Source organism: Methylobacterium sp. WL69, from assembly GCF_008039485.1.
GTDB lineage: Bacteria > Pseudomonadota > Alphaproteobacteria > Rhizobiales > Beijerinckiaceae > Methylobacterium.
Genome location: NZ_VRUZ01000087.1, coordinates 1 through 17,160, shown reverse-complemented (window position 1 = coordinate 17,160; position 17,160 = coordinate 1). Strand labels below are relative to the sequence as shown.

Sequence of the window (17,160 nt, the reverse complement as noted above, 5' to 3'; positions counted from 1 at the left end):
GGGCATAGGCCTGCGCGGCGGCGGGCAGGCGCCCCCGGGCACCGGCGGAGCCGGGGGTCGTGGTCGCCCGGTTCGGAGAGATGTCGAGGGGCTCCCGGGCCGTGGACGCCGTGGTCTCGACGTCCTCGTCGTCGGCCGAGGCGACCTGGGTGCGGGTGCGGGACGCGCCGTCGGCGACCACGGCCGGCCGGGCGCGCTCGGCGACCTCGACGGTCGCGGGCGTCTGGCGGTTGCCGGCATAGGCCCGCGGCAGGTTGGCCCGCACGAGGTCGGCCATGATCTTGTCGCGGCTCGCCCCGGACTTGCCGCCGAGCACGATGGCGACGATCTGGCGGTCGTCGAGCTTGGCCGCCGTCATCAGGTTGAAGCCGGAATCGCGGGTGTAGCCGGTCTTGATCCCGTCGACGCCCTGGACGTTGCCGAGCAGGCGGTTGTGGTTGCCGATGACCCGGCCGCGGAACGCGAAGGAGCGGGTCTGGAAGTAGCGGTAGTAGCGCGGGAAGCGATCCTGGATGGCGCGGGCCAGCACCGTGAGGTCGCGGGCCGTGGTGATCTGATCGGAATCCGGCAGGCCCGACGCGTTGGCGTAGTTCGTCCGGCTCATGCCGAGGGCCTTCGCCTTTGCGGTCATCGCCTCGGCGAAGCGCGGCTCAGAGCCGGAGATGTTCTCGCCGATGGCGCAGGCGACGTCGTTGGCCGACTTCGTCACGATGGCCTTGATCGCATCCTCGACGGAGATGGTCGAACCCGGGCGCAGACCGAGCTTCGACGGCGACTGCGACGCGGCGAAGGAGGAGATGGTGAGGGGCGATTCGAGGGTGTAGCGGCCACGCTCGAGTTGCTCGAACAGCATGTAGAGCGTCATCACCTTGGTGATGGAGGCCGGGTGGCGCAGGGAGTCCTCGTTGACCGCGTGCAGGGTCTTGCCCGTCTTCACGTCGATGACCATCGCCGCATAGGGCGGGCTGTAACCGCCGCCGCCGCGGCGGTGATGGCGCTTGGCCTCGGCGGGGGACGCCATGGCGGTGAGAACCACCGCCGCCGCGATCAGGGCCGGCAGGGAGCGCGTGGTCCCCGGGCGGGACAGTCGCGCGGGGCAGGCCATCGCAGGGTTGGGAACGCTACGCATCACGACTCACCGCCTCGGCAAGCACGGCGAAGGGCCGGCTTGCAACGCAACATCAGGACGGGGAGGCGTCAGCGCCGCCGTGACCCCGCAACATCTGTCAATCAGGCTAGGGGGATGCAGTTACGGCGGGGTTAATGGGGTGCAGCGGATTTTGCCGATGATGTTGCGACGCATCATCGGACTTGACGTTCTATGTTGCATCGCACAAACGAGGGGGCCGGCGATCCGCGCACGGCGGGCCGCCCTCCGCGGCAGATCGATCTCGACGCCAGGGATGCCCGCAGGGGCAGAGCCGACGATGAACATGATGACGCAAGCCTTCGAGAAGACCTCCGCCCTCTACAAGGCGGGCACCCAGGGCCAGACCGGCCTCGGTACCGTGATGAAGGGCGTCACGGCCGTGGCGAAGACGAACCAGACCGCCGGGATCGAGTGGACGGATTTCGCCCGCCAGTCCTTCGCCGAGGGTACGGCCACCATGAAGAAGCTCGCCGCCGCGCGCACCCCGCAGGCGGCCTTCGAAATCCAGGCTGCCTATCTGAAGGGCTCCTACGAGCGCCTGGTCGCCCAGACCCAGACCATGCGCGATCTCTACAGCGGCCTCGCCACCACGATGAAGCCCCAGGGCACCGGCGCGAAGCTGCCCGCCACCGTCTGATTCACCCGTCCCGACCCATCGGTTCGCAGCCCCGCGCGTCATCGACGTGCGGGGCTTCTTCGTTCGTGCGCGGCGGTCCGGCGGACAAGTGCGCGCAGCCGACTGGCGAAGTCGCCCCTCGCCCTATAGATTGCTCTCACGGCCCGCATGGTTCGCGACACGGGCCGTTTCGCGAGCACAGTGCCGCCTCATGGGGTCGATACGATTCAGATGTCCGACGTCCTGCTGAAGGGCACAGCCACGACACCCGCGCGGGACGCTTTCCGTGCCGCGAGCGGCGAACCGCATCGGGGGCCGCCCCGGGCGGCAGCGAACCCGGAGGATCCGGGTAACGGCGACGATGGCCGGTCCGGCACGGCGATCATCACCCGGACCAAGCCGAAGACCAAGCGCCCGAGCCTGTATCGCGTGCTGCTTCTCAATGACGACTACACGCCGATGGAATTCGTCGTTCACGTCGTGGAAAAGTTCTTCAACAAGTCCCAAGAAGACGCTTACCAGATCATGATGCACGTGCACCAGAACGGTGTCGGCGAATGCGGCATATTTACCTATGAAGTCGCCGAGACCAAGGTGACGCAGGTGATGGACTTCGCCCGCAAACACCAACATCCTCTCCAGTGCGTTATGGAAAAGAAATAGGCACCCCCACACAGAGGCCACGCTTTGCCCAGCTTCTCTCGCAGCCTAGAACAAGCTCTCCACCGCGCCCTGGCGCTCGCCGGTGAGCGGCGGCACGAATACGCGACGCTGGAGCATCTTCTCCTCGCCCTGGTGGACGATCAGGACGCCGCCGCGGTGATGCGGGCCTGCAACGTCGAGGTCGATACCCTCAAGCGCAGCCTCGTCGAGTACGTCGACACCGAACTCGCCAACCTCATCGGGGATGGCCGGCAGGATGCCAAGCCCACGGCCGGTTTCCAACGGGTGATCCAGCGCGCGGTGATCCACGTGCAGTCGTCGGGCCGCGAGGAGGTGACGGGGGCGAACGTACTCGTGGCGATCTTCGCCGAGCGCGAGAGCCACGCCGCCTACTTCCTGCAGGAGCAGGACATGACCCGCTACGACGCGGTCAATTACATCAGCCACGGCATCGCCAAACGGCCGGGTGCTTCGGAGCCGAAGCCCGTGCGCGGCGCCGAAGAGGAGTCCGCGGCCGAGCGGCCGAGCGGCGAGGACAACGACGCGCGGCCGAAGAAGAAGGGCGATGCCCTCGAGGCTTACTGCATCAACCTCAACAAGAAGGCCCGCGACGGCCGGATCGATCCGCTCATCGGCCGCGAGACCGAAGTTCAGCGCACGATTCAGATCCTGTGCCGGCGCCAGAAGAACAATCCCCTGCTGGTGGGCGATCCCGGCGTCGGCAAGACCGCCATCGCCGAGGGCCTGGCACGCAAGATCATCCATAAGGAGGTGCCGGAAGTCCTCATCGACGCCACGGTGTTCTCCCTCGACATGGGCACGCTGCTGGCCGGCACCCGCTATCGCGGTGACTTCGAGGAGCGCCTGAAGCAGGTGATGAAGGAGATCGAGGCGCACCCCAACGCGGTGCTGTTCATCGACGAGATCCACACGGTGATCGGTGCCGGCGCCACCTCGGGCGGAGCCATGGACGCCTCGAATCTGCTGAAGCCCGCGCTGGCCAACGGGTCCCTCCGCTGCATCGGCTCGACCACCTACAAGGAGTACCGGCAGTACTTCGAGAAGGACCGCGCCCTGGTGCGCCGGTTCCAGAAGATCGACGTCAATGAGCCGTCGATCCCCGATGCCATCGAGATCGTGAAGGGGCTCAAGCCTTACTTCGAGGAATTCCACAAGCTCAAGTACACCGCCGAGGCGGTGAAGGCGGCCGTCGAACTCTCGGCGCGCTACATCAACGACCGCAAGCTGCCCGACAAGGCCATCGACGTCATCGATGAGACCGGCGCTTCGCAGATGCTGGTGCCCGAGGCGCGCCGCAAGCGCACCATCGGCGTCAAGGAGATCGAGGCCACCATCGCGACCATGGCGCGCATTCCGCCGAAAACCGTCTCGAAGGACGACGCGGTGGTGTTGAGGAACCTCACCGACAGCCTCAAGCGCGTCGTCTACGGCCAGCCCAACGCCATCGAGGCCCTGACGTCGGCGATCAAGCTCGCCCGCGCCGGTCTGCGCGATCCCGACAAGCCCATCGGCTCGTACCTGTTCGCCGGTCCGACCGGCGTCGGCAAGACCGAGGCGGCCAAGCAACTCGCGGTTTCCCTCGGCGTCGAGATGCTGCGCTTCGACATGTCGGAATACATGGAGCGCCACACGGTGAGCCGCCTCATCGGCGCGCCTCCCGGCTATGTCGGCTTCGATCAGGGCGGCCTGCTGACCGACGGCATCGACCAGCGTCCGCACTGCGTGCTGCTGCTGGACGAGATCGAGAAGGCCCACCCGGACCTGTTCAATATCCTGTTGCAGGTGATGGATCACGGCAAACTCACCGACCACAACGGCAAGCAGGTCGATTTCCGCAACGTGATCATCATCATGACCACGAATGCGGGCGCCTCCGATCTGGCGAAGTCGGCCTACGGCTTCACCCAGACCAAACGCACGGGCGACGACGTCGAGGCGATCAACAAGCTGTTCGCGCCGGAATTCCGCAACCGGCTCGACGCGATCATCTCGTTCGGCCACCTGCCGAAAGAGGTCGTCGCCAAGGTGGTCGACAAGTTCGTCCTCCAGCTCGAGGCTCAGCTCGCCGATCGCAACGTCACCATCGAGCTCTCCGACGAGGCACGTGAATGGCTCGTGGAGCACGGCTACGACGATGCCATGGGCGCACGCCCGATGGCACGGCTGATCCAGTCCACCATCAAGACGCCGCTCGCCGACGAGGTGCTGTTCGGGCGCCTCAAGGACGGCGGCGCCGTGCGGGTGGTGGTGAAGGCTCCGGAGGAGGGCGAGAAGCAGGCCCTGGGATTCGAGTTTCCGGCCGGGCCGGTGACGCCGAAGCCGGAGAAGGACGTGACCAACGCGGCGAAGAAGCACAAGCGCACCCGGACCAAGGTGTCGCCGCGCAAGAAGGACGGCAAGGACGGTGGTTCGGGGAGCGGCGGATCGGGTGTCCGCACCGTGCCCAAGGTGCCCCTGGTGAAAGCCTGAGCCGAGGGTCGCCCGGTGGCGGGGTCGGTGCGCGAGGCGCCGATCCCGCCATTCGAAGGGAAGAGACGAGGCCGAACCATCCGCCGACGCTCGACAGGCGGCCTCGCGATGGTTAGCAAGCGCCCCTCGGGGTTTCGGCCTCGCCGAAACGACGCACAGGTTGCGTCGGGCCAGTGACACGGGGGCATCCTGAATGAACGATCTGCATGAGGGCCCCCTCACGCCCGTCTCCCACCCGGTTCAACCAACCCCGACCCGTCGGGAGGAGCGACGGCTCCGCCGCCGTCGTCGCCACCGGGGAGAGGAACTCCTGGGCTGGGTCCTCGTGCCCATCATGGTGGTGGGTCTCTATTGGGGCATCAACGCCGGCTTCGAAGCCCTCGGCACCTCACCGGGCCTCGTCTGGGACCAGCTCATGCAGGTCAAGGCGATGATGGAGAAGCGCAGCTAGGACCCTCGGTCCGAAGCGATCTCGCCGGCGATCCGAAAGGCGGGCGGCCGGGCGTGCCTCAGGCGCGCGTCAGGGCGTGGATCGAGAACAGGCCGTCGGGATCGGTCCAGGCGGCCTTGGGCCTCCAGCCGGCGTCGCTCGACAGGGCCCGAAAACCGTCGAGGGTGTACTTGTAGCTGTTCTCGGTGTGGATGGTTTCGCCCTCGTCGAACGCGAAGGCGTGGCCCGCGAGGCGTATCGTCTGCGCGCGCAGGCTCACCAGGTGCATTTCGATGCGGGAGGCGTCCGCGTTGAAGAAAGCGCGATGTGCGAAACCGTCGACATCGAGGGCCGCGCCGAGTTCGCCCCTGATGCGGACCAGGAGGTTAAGGTTGAACGCAGCCGTGACACCCGCCGCATCGTCGTAGGCGGCTTCCAGCACCGACCGGTCCTTCACGAGATCCACGCCGACGATGAGGCTGGCTCCGCGTCCGAGCACCCTGCCGAAATGCGCCAGCAGGTGCGTCGCCTGGGGCGGCTCGAAATTGCCGATGGTCGAGCCGGGAAAGAAGCCCGCGACGGCATCGTGCGACAGGCCATCCGGCAGGGTGAAGGCGCGGGTGAAATCCGCTGCCACGGGGGCGATGGCGAGGTTGGGAAAGTCGGCGGCCAGGGCTTCGGCTTCGCTGTGCAGGAAGCTTTCCGAGACATCCACCGGGACATAGGCGGCGAGATCCGGCCGGTGCACGAGCAGACGACGCACCTTCACCGTCGAGCCGCTGCCGAGTTCGACGAGGTTGGCCCGTGCCGGCAGGTGCGCGGCGATCTCCGCACCCTTGGTATCGAGGATGCCGAGCTCCGTCCGGGTCGGATAGTATTCCGGCTGGCGGGTGATTCCCTCGAACAGGTCGGAGCCGGCCGCATCGTAGAAGTACTTCGCCGACAGGAATTTCTGCGGCGCCGACAGCCCCGCGACGACATCGTCCTCGAACTGCTGACGGGCATCCCGCGCGGCGAGGGGCTTCGCGTTGGTGAAGACGGGATTGATGGTCAACGCTGTAATCTCCGGGACGTCGGGTCTGGCTTAGGCGCGGGTGTCGGACAGGCGCAGGCCCGTGAACTGCCAACGCTGATGCGGATAGAAGAAGTTCCGGTAGCCGACGCGGGCATGACCCTCGGGCGTCGCCACGGAGGAGCCGCGCAGGACGAACTGGTTCGACATGAACTTGCCGTTGTACTCGCCGAGCGCCCCGTCCACGGGCCGGTAGCCGGGATAGGCCGTGTAGGCGCTGCGGGTCCACTGCCAGACGGAGCCGAAGGCATCGGCCAGGTGCCCGTCGCGGGCGGCGACCTCCCATTCGAATTCCGTCGGCAGATCGCGTCCCGCCCAACGCGCGTAGGCATCGGCCTCGTAGTAGCTCACGTGGGTAACGGGCAGGGACGGGTCGACGGTGCGGATGCCGGCGAGCGTCATCGTCGCCCAGTCACCGTCCTTCCGACACCAGTAGCCCGGGGCCTCCCAAGCCTCGGCCTGGGCGGCGAGCCAGCCGTCGGAGAGCCAGAGCTCGGGCCGGGTGTAGCCGCCGTCTGTCATGAAGGTCAGCCACTGGGCGTTGGTCACGAGGCCGCGGTCGAGGGTGCCGGCCTGGATCAGCACATCGTGGCGGGGTGATTCGTTGTCGAAGGAGAAGCCCTCGCCGCCATGCCCGATCTGGGTGATGGTCCGGGCGAGCTGCACCGTTCCGCTCGCGACCTGCGGCGTCGGGAAGCGCCACCCTTCGTCGTAGGCCGGCCCGAGGGGGTTCTGCGCGAAGGCGTGCAGGATGTCGGTGATCAGCAATTCCTGATGCTGCTGCTCGTGGTAGAGCCCGATCTCGAGGATCGGCAGCAGCGTATCGAGGGACGTCGGCGAGGCCTGCGTTAAAAGCGCGTCGACGGTGCGATCGACATGCGCGCGGTAGCCGGCCACTTCCTCGGTCGTCGGTCGGGTGATGAGGCCGCGCAGGATGCGTGGTTGGCGCGGGCCGGCGGCGACGTAGTACGAATTGAACAGGTAGTGCAGGCGCTCGTCGTAGAGGGCGTAGCCCGGCAGATGCGCCCGGAGGAGAAACTGCTCGAAAAACCATGTCGTGTGGGCGCGGTGCCACTTCGTCGGGCTCGCATCCGCCATGGACTGAACCTGCTGATCCTCCGGCGACAGGGGGGCGGCCCGGCGCTCGGTCTCGTCGCGGACATGATGAAACGCCGCGATCCAGGCCGCGCGGTCGACCGGTCGGGCACCGAGGCCGGGCGGCGGGAAAGCCGGGCGCCCGGACAGCTCAGGGGCGGTGTCGCGAAACGCTGCGGTCGCTGCCATGCCGGCTTCTCCATGTGTTTGTGACGCTGGAAGATATGGCCGATGGGCCGTTCGGCAACGGGCACGCATCCGAACGGTTCGTCGCGCCCGCGGCGGCGATCCCCTCGGCGACGTTGCGCGGACCTCTCCCGATCCGGCCGCCTTTTTCGTGCCGCGGTCACACCCTCTTAACCGGCGCGACCCGACACTTGCTCCTCTCGCAGGGCGTCGGACCGAGTTGGGATGCGGAACAATCTCATGGCAGGCGCGGCCACGGTCGCTGCGGCGGCGGGTGTGAACCCGGCTCCGACGATCCTCGTGTTCGATTCCGGGCTCGGCGGCCTCACGGTGCTGGAGCAGGTGCGCCGGGCCCGGCCGGACGCGGCCTACGTCTACGCCGCCGACGATGCCGCTTTCCCGTATGGCCGCCTTGCGGAGGCGACGCTCATCGACCGGGTGCTCGCCGTGATGGACCGCCTCGTCGCGGTCCACCGGCCGGACCTCGTGGTCATCGCCTGCAACACCGCCTCGACCCTGGTGCTGCCGGCCCTGCGCCAGCGCTTCGCGATTCCGTTCGTGGGGGTCGTGCCACCGATCAAGCCGGCGGCGGAGGCGACGCGCACGCGCCGGATCAGCCTGCTCGCCACGCCCGGCACCGTTGCGCGGGCCTACACGCACGAACTCATCGAGACCTATGCGGGTGCCTGTGACGTGACCCTGGTGGGAGCGCCCAACCTCGCCGGCTTCGCCGAAGCGGAACTCGCCGGGGCGCCCGTGGACGATGCGCGCCTCGCCGCCGAGATCGCGCCGTGCTTCATCATTGGCGCGGAGGGGCGGCGGACGGATGTCGTCTGCCTCGCCTGCACGCATTATCCTCTGCTGCTGCCGCGCTTTCAGGCCCTCGCGCCGTGGCCGGTCCTCTGGATCGACCCCGCGCCCGCCATCGCCCGCCGGGTGACGCAGTTGCTCGGCAACGTCCAGCGCTCCGCTCAGGACGCGTCGGGCTCCGTGCTCGGCGCCTTCACCGGAGGCGCGGGCCTGACAAACGCCCTGCGGACCTCCCTTGCCGTGCGCGGCCTCACCGCCGTCGACGTCGAGGCGATGCCCCTCAGTGTCCAGTGAGGCCGCCTGCGGAGAGGTGAGCCGCCTCGGCATTGACGGGCGCGCCGCCCTGCTCTAGGGAAGCGAACGTGACGGGGTCCCGACGAGGGGCCCCGAAACGTTTTCAAGCGCACCCGTGAGTCGGCTTCGGCCGCTCTGTCGTTCCGGGTCAGGCCCTTGGGGCCGGTCCGGAAAGAGGAGGGCGCGTTCCTCGATAGATCTCCGTTGCGAGAGGAACCGCGATGTCAAAACGCATTCAGGCGAAGCACAAGCTCGATCGCCGCATGGGCCAGAACATCTGGGGCCGCCCGAAGAGCCCCGTCAATCGCCGCGAGTACGGCCCCGGCCAGCACGGTCAGCGCCGCAAGGGCAAGATGTCCGACTTCGGCACGCAGCTGCGCGCCAAGCAGAAGCTCAAGGGCTACTACGCGAACATCACCGAGAAGCAGTTCCGCCGCTACTACGCCGAGGCGATCCGCCTCCGTGGCGATTCGGGCGAGAACCTGATCGGCCTGCTCGAGCGCCGCCTCGACGCCGTCGTCTACCGCGCTAAGTTCGTGCCGACCCCGTTCGCCGCCCGCCAGTTCGTCAACCACGGCCACGTCAAGGTCAATGGTCAGCGGGTCAACATCGCCAGCTACCTCGTGAAGACCGGCGACGTCATCGAGGTCAAGGATTCCTCCAAGCAGCTCGAGATCGTCGTCGTGGCGTCCCAGCTCGCCGAGCGTGACGTGCCGGACTACATTGAGGTGGATCACGCCAAGATGACGGCCCGCGTCACCCGCATTCCGAACCTCGGCGAGGTGCCCTACCCCGTCCAGATGGAACCGAACCTCGTGATCGAGTTCTACTCGCGCTGATCCCGATCGGATCGCTATAGTTTCGAAAAGGGCCGCCCCATGGGGCGGCCCTTTTTGCTGATCGGGACGGGCCACCGCGGGTCACGCATCCCGCGGATCCACCCCCGGTGTGTAACCTTTCTCTTTCATCGAAGAGGGGAGGGGCGGTCCCGCAGGTTCCGTGCCCGCAAAACCTCCGACGCCTGCCGCGCACTCGGGGGCATGTCGGACGTGCGGGGATCGTCCGGGGCGGGAAGGCCGAAGCCCGCTTTCGATTGGTCCTTGCCGGAAAAGCCATAGCCCGCATTCACGCCCGCATAGACACCGGTGAAGTCTTCGGGAAAGGCCGGACCGACGAAGGTCGCAAGCCAGATCAGGCTGAGCGATGCGAGCCGCATGGTTTCTCCGCACGAGATTCGAGGTCGAAACGCAAAACGGCGACCCCGGGAGGGCCGCCGTTCGCTCACCTTGAGTTCGAAACCGTGGCCGAAGGACGGCCAGAATTTCGAATCAATCGTCGACGTTGATGCTCTGGGCCTCGCGGCCCTTCTGGCCCTCGACGACGCCGAGAACGACCTGCTGACCCTCGGCGAGGGACTCGAGGCCGGCGCGCGACAGGGCGGAGCGATGCACGAACACGTCCTTGCCGCCGTCGTTGACGGAGACGAAGCCGAAGCCCTTGGCGGGATCGTACCACTTCACGGTGCCGCTCATCTCGGTCGAGGGGCCACTGGCGAAGCGTCCGCCGCCACGGTCGCCGCCGCCGGCGCTGCCGTAGCGATCGCCACCGCCGGCACCGGCGCCGTAGCCACCACGGTCGCCGCCGAAGCGGTCACCGCCAGCGAAACCGCCGGTGCGGGGCGGACGCGCATCGCGCATGGGGGCCGCCTCGGCCGTGGAGGTATCCACGCTGGTGACGTCCGTCACCTGCGGACCCTTCTGGCCCTGGGCCGTGTGAACCGTCAGGCGCGTGCCGGGCATGAGGTCGGCATGGCCAGCGGCTTCGACGGCGCGGATGTGGAGGAAGGCATCGCCCGAACCGTCAGCCAGCTCGACGAAACCGAAGCCCTTCTCCTTGTTGAACCACTTGACCGTCGCATCGCGCTCCGGTCCCGAGGGGGCTGCCGCCGCACGGGCCGGGGCACGGTCGAAGCCGCCGCCACCGCCGAAACCGCCGCCATAGCCACCGCCGCTCGGCGGAGCCTGATCGGGCCAACGCGGCTCGGCTCCACCCTCATCGAAGCCGCGCTTCTGCGGCCCCCTGAAATCACGACCACGTCCCATAGAAAGCTCGCAAAAACCGTCCGCCGACCATCATTTAAGAATACCGCGTGCGCGCCATCCCAGACAGCCCACGCTCCGCACTATCATTACCCCCGGCAGCGGTGACCAAGAATAACGCCTTAGTCCTGACTGAAACACAGCTCCATCGCAAGGTCCATTTCCGACCTTCGGCTCAGGTTCCATGATTTTTCTGCGACAAAATGCGTAGCCGGCATCGCGCCCTGCGGAAACCCTCTCGCAAGGTTCGCTCCGGCGCGGGGCGGCGCCGGTCCGGAAACGCGGGATCGGCCCGCCCGTTAGGGAAACGAAAAGGCCGCCCCGTCTAGGGTTCGGGCTGGGCCGGTCCGAGCGAGCGGACCGGAGCCGAACGCCACCGCCATGATCGCCACCCCGACCTTTCCGGACCTGTCCGCCCTGGTGGTGGACGAAAGCCTGTATATCCGCCGCATCGTGCGTGACATGCTCATGCGCGTGGGCATCAAGCGCGTCCTCGAAGCGCCAGACGGCGCCGAGGCCCTCGGCGTCCTCGCCGAGAGCAAGCCGGACCTCACCATCATTGATTGGGATCTGGCGATCCTGTCCGGCGAAGAGTTCATCCGCCTCGCCCGCACGCCGACGACGTCCCCCTCACCGACGGTGCCGATCATCCTGATGCTGGCCCAGCCGCGCCGCAACGTCGTGGACCGGGCGATCTCCCTCGGCGTCAACGAGATCATCGCCAAGCCGTTCTCGCCAAAGACCCTGTGGTCGCGCCTAGACGAGGTCATCAACCGGCCCCGTCCGTTCTCCCAGGTGAAGAGCCTGCTTCGCCCGGTGCCGCGCCTCCTGGCCGCCGGCAAGGCGAACTGACCCGATCAGCTGAACCGATCCGCCGAGCACCGTCCCGAACCCGTCCCCTCCCATGGCGCGGGACGATCCGCGTCAACGAATTCAGGGCTTTGCAGTTTGCCTGCGACACCTGTAGCTTGATGAGCGAATGATGGTCCGGCTCTCCGCCTGGGATCACGACGAGGGAATCCGGCGCAGCCGATGCGGGAAGAGAGTGCCGCGACCATGCCGGCCCGCCCCACGGCCGGCCCCGTTACGCCCACGGTGACGAACCCGGGGACGATGCCGGCACGATCCGAGACGCTGGCCGCCGCCCATCGGCCGGCGCGCCGGAACGCCTACGCCGCCCTCGATCTCGGCACCAACAATTGCCGCCTCCTCATCGCCGAGCCGGCCTCCCACGGCTTTCGCGTCATCGACGCGTTCTCGCGCATCGTCCGCCTCGGCGAGGGCCTCGGAAACGCCGATCGCCTGAGCGAACCCGCCATCGAACGCACCATCGATGCCCTGCGGGTGTGCCGGGCCAAGATGCAGACGCGCGGCGTGGTGCGCGCCAAGATCATCGCCACGGAAGCCTGCCGGCTGGCCGTCAACGGCGCGGCCTTCGTCGAGCGGGTCCGCGATGAGGTCGGCCTCGATCTCGAGATCGTCGATCGCCAGACCGAAGCTTACCTGGCGGTGACCGGGTGCGCCGCACTCGCCGACCCCTATGCCGAATCGGTGGTCATCTTCGACATCGGCGGCGGCTCCACGGAGATCGCCTGGCTCGACGGCGCGGCCACCAACCCGTCGACGGACCCGACCCTGCGCATCCGCGCCTGGGATTCCCTGCCCGTGGGGGTCGTCACCCTGGCCGAGCGCCACGGCGGCGCCGATGTGACCCGCCTGACCTTCGAGGGCATGGTGGAGGAGGTGGCCGACATGCTGTCGCGCTTCGCCATCCGCGCCGCACCGGCCGCCAACGCCCGTCATTTCCACTTGCTCGGCACATCGGGTACGGTGACGACGCTTGCCGCCATGCACCTGCGTCTCGCCCGCTACGAACGCCGCCGGGTCGACGGCCTATGGATGAGCGACGGCGAAGTCGGCGGGGCCATCGACGATCTTCTCGACACTCGCCTCGACCAGCGTGCGGACAATCCGTGCATCGGCCGAGACCGCGCCGACCTCGTGCTGGCGGGTTGCGCCATCCTGGAGGCGATCCGCCGGGCCTTCCCGTCCGATCGCCTGCGCATCGCCGATCGCGGCCTGCGCGAGGGCCTGCTGATGAACATGATGCGTGAGGACGGCGTCTGGCGCCGTGGGGGTTACCGGTGAGTGACAGGCGTGGTGCCGGCGCAGGGTTGCGCGGCGAACTCAAGCAACGGGTGAAGACGGGGCGCGGTCGCACGGCTTCGCAGAAGCGCTGGCTGGAGCGCCAGCTCAATGACCCCTACGTGGCCCGGGCCAAGCGCGAGGGCTATCGCTCCCGCGCGGCGTTCAAGCTCATCGAGATCGACGAGCGCTTCAAGCTCCTGAAGCCCGGTCAGCGCATCGTCGATCTCGGCGCCGCGCCCGGCGGCTGGTCGCAGGTCGCCGCCAAGATCGTCGGTGGCTCGGGACGGATCGTCGGCATCGACCTCCTGGAGATCGAGCCCATGGTCGGCGTCGAGTTCATCACCCTGGACTTCCTCGACCCGGAGGCGCCGGGGCTCCTCACCGGGCTGCTCGGCGGTCCGGCCGACCTTGTCCTGTCGGACATGGCGGCCAACACCACCGGCCACAAGCAGACCGACCACCTGCGGATCATCGGCCTCGCCGAGACCGCCGCCGAGTTCGCCCGCGAGATCCTGGCACCCGGCGGGTCCTACCTCGCCAAGGTGTTCCAGGGCGGCACCGAGGGCACCTTGCTCGCCGACCTGAAGCGCGACTTCGCCGCCGTGCGCCACGTCAAGCCGAACGCGAGCCGGGCGGATTCGAGCGAGCTCTACGTGCTGGCGACGGGATATCGCGGCGAACGTCCCTCCGAAGCGGCGGACGTCGACGCGGACTGACGGGTCGCCGGCGCTCGCCTATTCCCACTCGATGGTGCCGGGCGGCTTCGAGGTGATGTCGTAGGTCACCCGGTTGATGCCCTTGACCTCGTTGATGATGCGGGTCGCGACCCGGCCGAGGAAGGCCATGTCGAAGGGATAGAAATCCGCCGTCATGCCGTCGACGGAGGTGACGGCGCGCAGGGCACAGACGTGGTCGTAGGTGCGCCCGTCGCCCATCACGCCCACGGTCTTCACCGGCAGGATCACCGCGAAGGCCTGCCAGATGGTGTCGTAGAGGCCCGCCTTGCGGATCTCGTCGAGGTAGATCGCGTCGGCCTTCCGCAGGGCGTCCAGCTTCTCGCCCGTGATGGTGCCGGGGCACCGGATGGCGAGGCCGGGGCCGGGGAAGGGGTGGCGCCCGACGAAGGCTTCGGGCAGGCCGAGCTCCTTGCCGAGCACCCGGACCTCGTCCTTGAACAATTCGCGTAAGGGTTCGACGAGCTGCATGTTCATGCGCTCGGGGAGACCGCCGACGTTGTGGTGGCTCTTGATGGTCACCGAGGGACCGCCGGTGAACGAGACGCTCTCGATCACGTCGGGGTAGAGGGTGCCCTGGGCCAGGAACTTGGCCCCGCCGATCTTCTTCGCCTCCGCATCGAAGACGTCGATGAACAGGCGGCCGATGGTCTTGCGCTTGATCTCGGGGTCGCTGACGCCCTCGAGTTCGCCGAGGAACAGGGCCTGCGCCTCCACGTGGACCAGCGGGATGTTGTAGTGGTCGCGGAACAGGCGCACGACCTCGTCGGCCTCGCCCATGCGCAGCAGGCCGTGGTCCACGAACACGCAGGTGAGCTGCTCGCCGATGGCCTCGTGGATGAGGACCGCCGCGACGGAGGAATCGACGCCGCCCGACAGGCCGCAGATCACCTTCTCGGGGCCGACCTGCTCGCGGATCTTGGCGATGGCCTCCTCGCGGTAGGCACCCATGGTCCAGTCGCCGGAGCAGCCGGCGATATCGCGCACGAAGTTGCGGATCAGCAGCGCGCCGTGGGGCGTATGGGCCACCTCCGGATGGAACTGCACCGCGTAGTAGTTGCGCGATTCGTCGGCGACCGCCGCGAACGGGGCGTTCTTCGACATGGCGACGGTGGTGAAGCCGTCGGGGAGCTTTGTCACCCGGTCGCCGTGGCTCATCCAGACGGGATAGTGCTCGCCCACGTGCCAGACGCCCTTGAACAGGGGACAGTCCGACAGGATCTCGATCTCGGCGCGGCCGAACTCGGCGTGGTGGCCGGCTTCGACCTCGCCGCCGAGCTGGGCCGCCATGGTCTGCTGGCCGTAGCAGATGCCGAAGACCGGCACGCCGGAGTCGAACACGACCTGCGGGGTCCGCGGCGAGGCATCCGTGGTCACCGATTCGGGGCCGCCCGAGAGGATGACGCCCTTGGGCTTCGACTCGGCGAAGGCCTCGGCCGCCTTGGTGAATGGCACGATCTCGCAATAGACGCCCTCCTCACGCACGCGCCGCGCGATGAGTTGCGTCACCTGGGAGCCGAAATCGACGATGAGGATCTTGTCGTGGTCGGTGTTCATGGAACCGGAGTTAGACGAGGCGTCGGCACGGTGCAACGGATGGGTCAGGGTGCGGCCCGCATGGACCGCACCCGTCTGGGGATGCCGTCAGCCGGCAGGGCGACGTTCCAGGGTCGCCACGTAGAGGCCATCCGTCCCCGTGAGGGCCGGACTCATCTGCAGGCCGTGCCCGGTGAAGCGCAGGAACGGCGCCAGATCAGGCTTCTGCACCGCCACCACGTCCTTCGCCGGCACGACGGCGAACGTCCCGCCCGTACGGGCGAGGAAGCCGGCCACGGCGGCATCGTTTTCCTCCGGGAGCAGGGAGCAGGTGACGTAGGTGATACGCCCCCCGGACCGCACCAACCCGGCGGCCCGGTCGAGGACCGCCGCCTGCTCGTTGACGCGGGCGGCGAGCGCGCCGGGCCGCATCCGCCACTTCGCGTCGGGGTTGCGCCGCCAGGTGCCGGAGCCCGTGCAGGGCGCGTCGACGAGGACGCGGTCGGCGGTGCCGTCGAGGTCGCCGAGGACGTCGGTCCGAGCCCGGCCGCCGCGCGGGGTGCGGATCTCGGCCTTCGCCCCGGCCCGGCGCAGGCGCTCGTGGATGGGGGCGAGGCGGCGCGGATCGTCGTCGCTGGCCACCAGCCGGCCGTCGTTGTTCATCATCGCGGCGAGGCTCAGGGTCTTGCCGCCACCGCCCGCGCAGAGGTCGACCACGGTCTCGCCCGGCCGCGCGCCGGAGAGCAGGCTCGCGAGCTGCGAGCCCTCGTCCTGGATCTCGTACCAGCCGTCGAGAAACTCCGGCTCGACATGGAGGGCGGGGCCGCGCCCGTCCTCGCCGATGGGGACGCGCAGGCCGTTGGGGGCGTGGGGTGTCGTCGCCGGGGCCAGATGCGTCAGACCCGCCATCGCCGATTCACGATCGTGCTTCAGCGTGTTGATTCGGATGTCGAGGGGTGCACGCCGCCCCAGCGCCCGCAACTCTTCGAGCAGGGCACCACCGAAGGTCGCCGCCAGAGCGGGAAGCACCCATTCGGGCACGTCGCCGGCGACGTGGTCGGGGGCCTGCGCCAGGGTCGCGTCGGTGAGGCGGGCGCGCTCGTGGTCGGACAGGGGCTCCGGCGCGAAGCGCTCGCCCGAGAACAGGCCCGCGATGGTGGGGGCCGCAAGGCCGTGCTGAAGGCGCAGCATGCCGATGACGAGGGCGCGCGGGCTGTCGTCGTCCATGATCCAGGCGGCCGAGGCGCGCCGGCGCAGGGCGTCGTAGACGAGGCTGGCGATGGCCGCGCGGTCGCCCGAGCCGGCGAAGCGGTGGGCGAGGCCCCAGTCCTTCAGGGCGTCGGCGGCGGGGCGGCGGCGTCCGGCGATGTCGGCGAGGACTTCGATGGCGGCGGAAAGGCGTGCGGGGGGCGTCAGGGCAAAGGTCCTTCGAGTTGCGGCACGTGCCGCGATACGGCCACGCTTGAGGCGGGCCCGGTCACAATACGGTCGAGCTTCCGGCGCGATCGACGGGCATGTCGAGGGCGGGGCCGCAGCGATTGGTGCCCGGAGCTTTAGAGAACGCCATGCCCCCCGTCATCCATCTCGGCCTCGCCGGCCTCGTGATGCTTCTCGTCGCCGCTTGCGCGACCGCCCCGGCCGCCATCGATCCGACACCGCCGCCGCGCCGCCTCGACGCGAAGACGCAGCTCGAATACGGCAACCCGCCTCCGCCCCGGCCTTCGCGCAGGTGTTCCTCACCTTCGCCCTGCTGTTCTGGATGGGGCGCGTCCGATTCGACGCGTTAAGGGCCGACACCGTCAGGGTCGGCGACATCGCCCTCGGGCAGAGGGCGTGG

Annotated in this window: 16 protein-coding genes; 9 read left to right on the top strand and 7 right to left on the bottom strand. The window is 68.4% G+C overall.

The genetic code is table 11. The features are described from left to right. The coding region (locus FV218_RS18190) for a D-alanyl-D-alanine carboxypeptidase family protein (protein ID WP_147711004.1) at positions 1-1,105 on the bottom strand (1,105 nt) is incomplete at its 3' end. Positions 1,106-1,433: 328 nt separating this feature from the next. On the opposite strand from FV218_RS18190, the gene FV218_RS18185 reads away from it, so the two are divergent. The 4 genes from FV218_RS18185 to FV218_RS18170 all read left to right on the top strand — a co-directional run bounded on the left by FV218_RS18185 (position 1,434) and on the right by FV218_RS18170 (position 5,370). Then, positions 1,434-1,787, top strand: a complete 354-nt coding sequence (locus tag FV218_RS18185) for a phasin family protein (protein WP_246685171.1) — start codon at positions 1,434-1,436, stop codon at positions 1,785-1,787. Between the two features lie 210 nt (positions 1,788-1,997). After that, positions 1,998-2,429 (top strand): ATP-dependent Clp protease adapter ClpS, encoded by a 432-nt coding sequence (gene clpS / locus FV218_RS18180; protein ID WP_147711002.1) that lies wholly within the window; start codon positions 1,998-2,000, stop codon positions 2,427-2,429. A 24-nt stretch (positions 2,430-2,453) separates the two neighbouring features. Next, positions 2,454-4,919, top strand: coding sequence for an ATP-dependent Clp protease ATP-binding subunit ClpA (clpA, locus tag FV218_RS18175; protein WP_147711001.1), 2,466 nt, complete (start codon positions 2,454-2,456; stop codon positions 4,917-4,919). 193 nt (positions 4,920-5,112) lie between these two features. After that, on the top strand, positions 5,113-5,370 hold the full coding sequence (locus FV218_RS18170; RefSeq protein ID WP_056086757.1) for a hypothetical protein: 258 nt from the start codon (positions 5,113-5,115) through the stop codon (positions 5,368-5,370). A gap of 58 nt (positions 5,371-5,428) precedes the next feature. On the opposite strand, the gene egtD is transcribed toward FV218_RS18170, so the two are convergent. Together egtD and egtB are read right to left on the bottom strand one after the other, a co-directional pair. Then, complete coding sequence (gene egtD, locus FV218_RS18165; protein WP_147711000.1) at positions 5,429-6,403, bottom strand: L-histidine N(alpha)-methyltransferase; 975 nt, start codon at positions 6,401-6,403, stop codon at positions 5,429-5,431. 30 nt (positions 6,404-6,433) lie between these two features. After that, the gene (gene egtB / locus FV218_RS18160) at positions 6,434-7,705 is read right to left on the bottom strand and encodes an ergothioneine biosynthesis protein EgtB (RefSeq protein WP_147710999.1); all 1,272 of its coding nucleotides are present in this window, start codon (positions 7,703-7,705) and stop codon (positions 6,434-6,436) included. Positions 7,706-7,927: 222 nt separating this feature from the next. On the opposite strand from egtB, the gene murI reads away from it, so the two are divergent. Together murI and rpsD are read left to right on the top strand one after the other, a co-directional pair. After that, positions 7,928-8,806 carry a glutamate racemase gene (gene murI, locus FV218_RS18155; RefSeq protein ID WP_147710998.1) on the top strand — a complete coding sequence of 293 codons (879 nt, stop codon included), beginning with the start codon at positions 7,928-7,930 and terminating at the stop codon, positions 8,804-8,806. A gap of 221 nt (positions 8,807-9,027) precedes the next feature. Next, entirely contained in the window at positions 9,028-9,645 is a 618-nt protein-coding gene (rpsD, locus tag FV218_RS18150; protein ID WP_056086744.1) for a 30S ribosomal protein S4, read from the top strand. A 125-nt stretch (positions 9,646-9,770) separates the two neighbouring features. Here the strand turns inward: rpsD and FV218_RS18145 are convergent, their stop codons facing one another. Both FV218_RS18145 and FV218_RS23465 read right to left on the bottom strand, forming a co-directional pair. Continuing rightward, on the bottom strand, positions 9,771-10,022 hold the full coding sequence (locus tag FV218_RS18145; RefSeq protein WP_056086740.1) for a hypothetical protein: 252 nt from the start codon (positions 10,020-10,022) through the stop codon (positions 9,771-9,773). A gap of 112 nt (positions 10,023-10,134) precedes the next feature. After that, on the bottom strand, positions 10,135-10,908 hold the full coding sequence (locus tag FV218_RS23465; RefSeq protein WP_056086738.1) for a cold shock domain-containing protein: 774 nt from the start codon (positions 10,906-10,908) through the stop codon (positions 10,135-10,137). 378 nt (positions 10,909-11,286) lie between these two features. Here FV218_RS23465 and FV218_RS18135 point away from each other — a divergent pair, with 378 nt between their 5' ends. The 3 genes from FV218_RS18135 to FV218_RS18125 all read left to right on the top strand — a co-directional run bounded on the left by FV218_RS18135 (position 11,287) and on the right by FV218_RS18125 (position 13,769). After that, the gene (locus tag FV218_RS18135; RefSeq protein ID WP_056086736.1) at positions 11,287-11,757 is read left to right on the top strand and encodes a response regulator; all 471 of its coding nucleotides are present in this window, start codon (positions 11,287-11,289) and stop codon (positions 11,755-11,757) included. 180 nt (positions 11,758-11,937) lie between these two features. Next, a complete protein-coding gene (locus FV218_RS18130) occupies positions 11,938-13,053 on the top strand; it encodes a Ppx/GppA phosphatase family protein (protein WP_056086733.1) in 1,116 nt (371 codons plus the stop codon). Next, on the top strand, positions 13,050-13,769 hold the full coding sequence (locus FV218_RS18125; protein WP_056086730.1) for an RlmE family RNA methyltransferase: 720 nt from the start codon (positions 13,050-13,052) through the stop codon (positions 13,767-13,769). The genes FV218_RS18130 and FV218_RS18125 overlap by 4 nt, the downstream gene beginning before the upstream one ends. An 18-nt stretch (positions 13,770-13,787) precedes the next feature. Here the strand turns inward: FV218_RS18125 and guaA are convergent, their stop codons facing one another. Both guaA and FV218_RS18115 read right to left on the bottom strand, forming a co-directional pair. Beyond that, positions 13,788-15,344, bottom strand: a complete 1,557-nt coding sequence (gene guaA, locus FV218_RS18120) for a glutamine-hydrolyzing GMP synthase (RefSeq protein WP_147710997.1) — start codon at positions 15,342-15,344, stop codon at positions 13,788-13,790. An 87-nt stretch (positions 15,345-15,431) separates the two neighbouring features. After that, complete coding sequence (locus FV218_RS18115; protein WP_147710996.1) at positions 15,432-16,739, bottom strand: RsmB/NOP family class I SAM-dependent RNA methyltransferase; 1,308 nt, start codon at positions 16,737-16,739, stop codon at positions 15,432-15,434. Positions 16,740-17,160 lie beyond the last annotated feature (421 nt).

Bases quoted from the DNA above. Each gene is read 5' to 3' on its own strand.
- FV218_RS18185 (WP_246685171.1), top strand. From the start codon at position 1,434: ATGATGACGCAAGCCTTCGAGAAGACCTCCGCCCTCTACAAGGCGGGC.
- clpS (WP_147711002.1), top strand. From the start codon at position 1,998: ATGTCCGACGTCCTGCTGAAGGGCACAGCCACGACACCCGCGCGGGAC.
- FV218_RS18170 (WP_056086757.1), top strand. From the start codon at position 5,113: ATGAACGATCTGCATGAGGGCCCCCTCACGCCCGTCTCCCACCCGGTT.
- egtB (WP_147710999.1), bottom strand. From the start codon at position 7,705: ATGGCAGCGACCGCAGCGTTTCGCGACACCGCCCCTGAGCTGTCCGGG.
- murI (WP_147710998.1), top strand. From the start codon at position 7,928: ATGCGGAACAATCTCATGGCAGGCGCGGCCACGGTCGCTGCGGCGGCG.
- rpsD (WP_056086744.1), top strand. From the start codon at position 9,028: ATGTCAAAACGCATTCAGGCGAAGCACAAGCTCGATCGCCGCATGGGC.
- FV218_RS18145 (WP_056086740.1), bottom strand. From the start codon at position 10,022: ATGCGGCTCGCATCGCTCAGCCTGATCTGGCTTGCGACCTTCGTCGGT.
- FV218_RS23465 (WP_056086738.1), bottom strand. From the start codon at position 10,908: ATGGGACGTGGTCGTGATTTCAGGGGGCCGCAGAAGCGCGGCTTCGAT.
- FV218_RS18135 (WP_056086736.1), top strand. From the start codon at position 11,287: ATGATCGCCACCCCGACCTTTCCGGACCTGTCCGCCCTGGTGGTGGAC.
- FV218_RS18130 (WP_056086733.1), top strand. From the start codon at position 11,938: ATGCGGGAAGAGAGTGCCGCGACCATGCCGGCCCGCCCCACGGCCGGC.
- guaA (WP_147710997.1), bottom strand. From the start codon at position 15,344: ATGAACACCGACCACGACAAGATCCTCATCGTCGATTTCGGCTCCCAG.